Raw genomic sequence first — 6,759 nt, 5'->3', positions numbered from 1 at the left:
CCGCCGGCGGCGAGCGCTCTTCCCGCGCGCCGCCTGTACGCGCCCGCGCACGTGCTCCGCGACCTCGCCTACGTGCTGCCCGGCATGGTGCTGTCCACCCTCGCCTTCAGCCTCCTCGTCCCGCTCACGGCCGCAGGCATCGGCACGGCGGTGGTGTGGGTGGGCCTGCGCCTCCTGCCGCTCACCCTCCTGCTCGCCTCCGCCTTCGCCGGTCTCTCCCGCGCCCGCCTCCGCGCCTGGGGCGCCGAGGTCCCCGCACCCCGGTACCGTCCTCAGCGACGCGGTGTCCGCGGTGTCCTCGGCATCATGGCGGACCCGCGGCGCTGGCTGGACCTCCTCTTCGAGACCCTCGTCGCCTTCCCGCTGCGCCTCGTCACCTTCGTTCTGGCGGTCGCCTGGGTCGGAGGCGCCCTGGGCGGACTCACCTACTGGTTCTGGGGCCTGTTCCTCCCCCACTCGGACGGAGACGGTGCGCTGGCCACGCTCCTGCTGGTCGACGTGAGCGGCCTGCTCGCGCCGGCGGACACCGGCCAGCGCTATCTCATCGACGCGATCGGCAACGCGGTGCTCGGCCTCGTCTTCCTCGTGAGCCTGCCGCCCGTCATCCGGGGATGCGCCCTCCTCGATGCGCTCACGACGCAGGCCGCGCTGAGCGGCGGGCATTCGGGCACGGGTTCCACCGGCACGGTGCCCGTGGGTAGGAGGCCCGTGGGTGAAGATCCGGTCGGCGAGGACACCACCGTGCCACTGCCCGCAGGTTCCGCCCTCAGCCCGGCACCCACCGGCACGGCTCCTGAGGGCGCGGCTGCCGCGGCCTCGGCCACCGGTGTTTCCGCCGAGGGCTGGACCTGGATCGCGGCGGGCTTCTCCGCCGCCGTCCTCCTGGCGGTGGGCTGGCCGGTCACGGCCGCCGCCTACGGTGTGCCCGTGGTCTTCGCCATGCTGCTGGCCGGCGCCCACAGCGCCGCGCTGCTGCTCGCGGTGCGTCTGCCCTACCCCGCGGTGGTGCTCACGGCCGCCGCCGCCGGTGCAAGCACGCTCCTCAGCGCACCCGCGCCGGGACAGCCCTGGCCCTGGCTGGTCACGAGCCTGCTCGCCGCGAGCGCCACGGTGCTCGTCCTCGCCGTCCGCGGGCCCTGGCACCGCGCGGCGGCCGCGTGGGTGCTCACCCAGGCGGCGGTGCTCGCCGCGGTGATGCTCGCCCCCGCACTCGTCCCGGGCGGATCCGCCGCTGCGGGCCTCACCCCCGGCGCACTCGCCGGTCTCATCACCGGTGCCTCCGTCATGGCCGGTGCGGGACTGCTGGGCGCAGGGGTGCGCGCCCTCCTGCAGAGCCGCGGTGCGCTGGCCGCCGAACGGAGGACCAGCGCCGAGCTCGATGCCCGGCAGCGCGATCTCGCCGAGCGCAACCGCATCGCCCAGGAGCTCCACGACGTCGTCGCCCACAGCATGTCCGTGATCAGCGTGCAGGCCACGACGGCTCCGTATCGCATCGAGGAGATGGACGAGCGGGAGCGGTCCGAATTCGCCGCCATCGCGGACTCCTCCCGGCGTGCGCTCACGGAGATGCGCGGGCTCCTCGCCGTGCTCCGCGCCGCCGATGCCGAGGCCCCGCTCGCTCCCCAGCCCACGCTGGCGGACCTGCCGGCACTCGTGGAGGCGACCCGGGCCTCGGGAGCGGAGATCCGCTTCTCCGCCCAGCCGTCCGCCGCGGCCGCCGGGTCCGAGGCCGAGGACGACTCCGCGGCTGGGGCCCGGCTCTCCCCCGGAGCCCGGCTCTCCCCCGACGCTCTGGCGCAGGTGGGCACGGCCACCGGTCTCACCGTCTACCGGATCGTCCAGGAATCGCTGTCCAACGCGGTCCGCCACGCGCCCGGCGCACCGATCGCGGTGAGCGTGAGCGTGGGCGCGGAGACGGTCGTCGTGGACGTGTCCAACGAGGCGTCGCCGCAGGCAGGACCCCTCACGCCCGCACCCGGCGCCGGGCTGGGCCTGCGAGGAATCCGAGAGAGGGCCCAGGCGCTCGGCGGTATCGTGGAGGCGGGCCCCGCACCGGACCGCGGCTTCCGCGTCCATGCGGTCCTGCCGCATGCCTGAGCCCCGGCGGATCGCGGCACCGCACCGGCCTGGGAGGGAACGAGGATGGACCTGCTGAGCACGCTCGGCGAGGTGCTCACGCACCTCGAGGGCTACGCCGTGGAGCTGGGGGCCTCCCCGTGGCTGCTGCTCGCGGTCGCCGTCCTCTCCTGCATCGACGGGTTCTTCCCGCCGGTGCCCAGCGAGTCCATCGTCATCGCCGCGGCCTCGCTCGCGGTCTCCGGCGACAGCTCCGTCCTCTTCCTGCCGGGCCTCGTCCTCGCGGCCGCGGCGGGCGCCTTCACCGGAGATCTCATCGCCTACCGGATCGGCACCCGGGTGCCCGTCCATCGCATCCCCGGCTTCCGCGGCGCGCGGGGGGCGCGGATCCTCGAACGCACCCGGCTGCTGCTGAAGCGCAACGGGACCACCTTCGTCCTCGCCGGCCGGTTCATCCCCGTCGGCAGGGTCGCGGTGAACTTCACCGCCGGCGCGGTCGGCTTCCCGCCCGCGCGGTTCCGGATCGTCGCGGGCATCGCCTCCGTGCTGTGGGCCTGCTTCTCCGTCGCGATGGGCCTGGCGGCAGGATACTTCCTCAGCGACTCGCCGCTGCTCGCGATGGTGGTCGGCGTGGTGCTCGGGACGGTCGTGGGCTTCGCCGTGGACAGGATCATCAGCGCGGTGGGCGGGCGCCTCAGCCGCATGCGCACCCACGTCCCGGAGACGACCGGGAAGCAGGACTGACCCGCGCCTCCGCGCGAACGCCGCTTCCCGCCCGACACGCGCCCGCACCGGCACGCGTTCGAATCGGGCTCGAACGGCTAGGATGTCCCTGCACGTGACAGACCGGGTCCGCGCGCAGGGCAGGCGCTCGGCGCAGGATGCACACAGCTCGCGGGGGCGGGAACGGAGAGCGGCTAGGGACATGGCAGACGGAACCGCAGGGCGCGACGCGCCGGGGAGCATCGAGGACGTCGACGTCTCCCAGGAGATGGAGACGTCCTTCCTCGAGTACGCGTACTCCGTCATCTACTCCCGCGCCCTCCCGGACGCCCGCGACGGCCTCAAACCGGTCCAGCGGCGCATCGTCTACCAGATGGGCGAGATGGGCCTGCGCCCGGACCGCGGGTTCGTGAAGTCCTCACGCATCGTCGGCGACGTGATGGGCAAGCTCCATCCGCACGGCGACTCCGCCATCTACGACGCGCTCGTCCGCCTGGCCCAGCCGTTCACCATGCGGCTGCCCCTCGTGGACGGCCACGGCAACTTCGGCAGCCTCGACGACGGCCCCGCCGCACCCCGCTACACGGAGGCCCGTCTCCACTCCTCCGCCATGGCGATGATTGCCGGGCTGGACGAGGAGGTCGTGGACTTCGTCCCCAACTACGACGGCACCATCACGCAGCCGGAGGTGCTGCCCGCCGCCTTCCCCAACCTGCTGGTCAACGGCGCCTCGGGGATCGCCGTGGGCATGGCCACGAACATGGCCCCGCACAATCCCGGCGAGGTCATCGCCGCCGCCCAGCACCTCATCCGGCACCCGGACGCCACGCTGGACGAGCTCATGCGGTTCGTGCCGGGACCGGACCTGCCCTCCGGCGGCCGCATCATCGGCCTCGACGGAGTCCGCGAGGCCTATGAGACCGGCCGCGGCACGTTCCGCACCCGGGCGAGCGTGAAGTTCGAGAGCCTCAGCGCCCGCCGCAAGGGCATCGTCGTCACGGAGCTGCCCTACCTCGTGGGTCCGGAGAAGATCATCGAGCGCGTGAAGGACCAGGTGCAGGCCAAGCGTCTGGCCGGCATCGCCTCGATCGACGACTTCTCCGACCGCAAGAAGGGCATGCGGCTGGTGATCGGGATCAAGACCGGCTTCGATCCCAAGGCGGTCCTCGAGGAGCTCTACCGCCTCACCCCCATGGAGGACAGCTTCGGGATCAACAACGTCTGCCTGGTCGACGGGCAGCCCCGCACGCTGGGCCTGCGCGATCTCCTCCAGGTGTACGTGGACCACCGCATCGAGGTGGTGCGCCGCCGCACCGGCTTCCGCCTGGCGAAGGCGAAGGACCGGCTGCACCTGGTCGAGGGCCTGCTCATCGCGATCCTCGACATCGACGAGGTCATCCAGCTCATCCGCTCCTCCGACGACGCGGCGACGGCGCGCACCCGGCTCATGGAGGTCTTCGACCTCTCCGAGATCCAGGCGACCTACATCCTCGACCTGCAGCTGCGCCGCCTCACCCGCTTCTCCCGCCTGGAGCTGGAGGCGGAGAGGGACGAGCTGCGGAGTCTCATCGAGGAGCTCGAGCGGCTGCTCGCCCACGAGGACGAGCTCCGCGAGCTGGTGGCGACGGAGCTGGGCGAGATCGCGGACCGGATCGCTGACCCCCGGCGCACCGTGCTCGTCGAGGGCTCCCTCAAGGAGCTCTCCGCGAAGGGCCGCAGGAAGTCCGCCGCGCCGCTCACCGTCGCCGACGACCCGTGCTGGGTGCTGCTCTCGACCTCCGGACGCGTCGCCCGCACCACGGCGCAGGACCCGCTGCCCACCACCGGGCGCCGCGCCAGCCATGACGCCCTCGTCTCCCAGGTGCCGAGCACGGCGCAGGGGAAGGTCGCGGCGGTGACGAACCTCGGCCGGATGGTCCTGCTCGACGTGGTCGTGCTCCCTCAGCTCCCACCGCAGGCCACGCGGCCCGCCCTTGCCGGCGGCGTGCCGGCCAAGGACCTCGTGGAGCTGGGCCGGGGAGAGCACGTGCTGGCCCTCGTGGACCCGGAGCAGGACGTCTTCCTCGCCACGGCCGCCGGCGTCGTCAAGCGCGCGGCCGGTGCGGGGGCGCCCGGCAACCGGACCGAGTGGGAGGCGATCACCCTCAAGGGGAAGGACTCCGTCGTGGGTGCCGCGCAGGCGCGCCCCGGGGCCGAGGCCGACTCCTGGGAGATCGCCCTGCTCACCTCGAACGCACAGCTGCTGCGCTTCTCCGCCTCCGTGCTGCGGGCGCAGGGCTGGAGCGCCGGAGGCGTGGCCGGGATCCGGCTCACCGACGGCGCACGCGTGATCGCCTTCTCCCTCCTCGACCCGGCGGAGGAGCACCGGGTGGTGACCATCGCCAAGGGGGAGAACTTCTACGGCGACCCGGTCTCCTCGATCAAGGTCTCGGACTTCGCGGAGTTCCCCGCCAAGGGCAGGGCCACCGGCGGGGTCCGCGCGCACCGCTTCCTCACCGGGGAGACGGAGCTGGCGCTCGGCTGGGTGGGCCGGTCGCCGCAGGCGGCCTCCGCGGGAGGCGGTGCGCGGAGCCTGCCCGAGTCGCTCACGCGCCGCGACGGCTCCGGTGCCCCGCTCGAGGCGAAGATCGACGCGGTGGGGACGGTGCCCTTCGAGGCGGATGCCGGCGCGGGGGCGAACGGAGCGGCCGGCGGTTCCGGCACAGGCGGCGGCACCGGTGCGGACGCCTCGGGCGGACACGCTGCCGGAACCGGTGCCGCGGCCGGCTCGCGTGCGGGCGCCGGTGCCCGCACCGGCTCCGTCGCGGGGATGGCCTCGGGCACGATCCCTCTGCTCACGGACGACGAAGACCCGGAGGCCGCGCGCCGGGAGGAGATCGCCCGCGCCCGTGCAGACGCGGACGGCGCGGTCATCGTCTCGCACGACGAGGACTCCGAGGACGGCCCGGACCCGCTGTTCTGAGCCGGTCCGGATCCCTGCGCAGATGACCCGCTCAGGGCCGATCATCCCGCGGGCCGGGCCTGGTGCCGGGCCCGCACCGGCTCCGCGCGGTCAGCGCTGCGGTGCCCGTGCTCCGGTCAGCCGGAGAGCCAGGAGGCTCACCACCGCGCCCGCCGCGCAGAAGACGACCACCCACACCGTCGCGGGGGTGAACGCCTGCGGCCCGGCGCCCGCTCCGCCGGCGGAGGTGATCGCCGCGGCGAAGAGCGGCGGTCCCAGCAGGTTGCCCACATTGCCCAGCTGGGTGAGCACGCCGTTGGACCGGGCGGCGACGGTGGGGTCCGTCGACAGTGCGGGGATGAGGCCGAAGGACCCTCCCTGGATGAGCCCGGAGAAGAACATCATCGCCAGCGCCGCGGTCAGGATCCCGGAGCCTGCGCCCAGCAGCGCCCAGACCAGGACGACGAGGACGCCCACCCCGGCATAGCCCAGCAGCAGCACGGCGGAGGTGCTCATCAGCCGGTCCGCGAGGAGTCCCGCCGCAACCGTGCCTGCGATGGAGACGAGCGGCATCCAGATGAGCAGGGTCGCCGCGGTCCCGGAGTCCGTGAAGAGGGGCAGGAACGTGATGAGCGCGGTGTACATGAGCGTGTGGAAGACGAACACGCACCCCGGCAGCACGGCACGCGGACTGCGGTAGGCGGAGAGGTGCGCACGCAGGAAGCCGTCATGCGCGGAGACAGGCTGCGGCCCGTCCACAGGGGTGCGCGGCAGCACCGTGAGCACGGCTGCGAACAGCACGGCGAGCAGGAGCCCGTGCCCCAGGAACACGCTGCCCACGCCCCAGGCCTCCGCAGCGAGCGGTCCCAGCCAGCCGGCGATGGCGAAGGCGAGGCCGAAGAAGGTGCCCCAGATGCTCATCGCCAGCGAGACCCGGCGCGGTGCGCTGAGCTGGATGATGAGGACGGGACAGGAGATCACGAGACCCAGATGCGCCACGCCCTCGAGCGCACGGGCGG

4 protein-coding genes are annotated in these 6,759 nt (G+C 73.5%); 3 read left to right on the top strand and 1 reads right to left on the bottom strand.

Going from position 1 to position 6,759, the window contains the following annotated elements; genetic code table 11:
• From Q0A33_RS08750 to Q0A33_RS08740, 3 genes are all read left to right on the top strand, one after another.
• On the top strand, nucleotides 1-2,097 hold a 2,097-nt coding region (locus tag Q0A33_RS08750), incomplete at its 5' end, for a sensor histidine kinase (RefSeq protein ID WP_291795185.1).
• A 45-nt stretch (nucleotides 2,098-2,142) separates the two neighbouring features.
• Entirely contained in the window at nucleotides 2,143-2,820 is a 678-nt protein-coding gene (locus Q0A33_RS08745) for a VTT domain-containing protein (protein WP_291795183.1), read from the top strand.
• A gap of 181 nt (nucleotides 2,821-3,001) precedes the next feature.
• Nucleotides 3,002-5,761, top strand: a complete 2,760-nt coding sequence (locus tag Q0A33_RS08740; protein WP_291795181.1) for a DNA topoisomerase IV subunit A — start codon at nucleotides 3,002-3,004, stop codon at nucleotides 5,759-5,761.
• A gap of 90 nt (nucleotides 5,762-5,851) precedes the next feature.
• Here Q0A33_RS08740 and Q0A33_RS08735 read toward each other — a convergent pair.
• Nucleotides 5,852-6,759, bottom strand: a 908-nt coding sequence (locus Q0A33_RS08735; protein ID WP_291795179.1) for an MFS transporter, incomplete at its 5' end; no start/stop codon positions are given.

The organism is Brevibacterium sp., assembly GCF_022712115.1.
In the GTDB taxonomy this organism is placed as follows: Bacteria; Actinomycetota; Actinomycetes; order Actinomycetales; family Brevibacteriaceae; genus Brevibacterium; species Brevibacterium salitolerans.
Note: the sequence above shows the minus strand (reverse complement) of the source record. Positions and strands in the feature narration are given on the sequence as shown.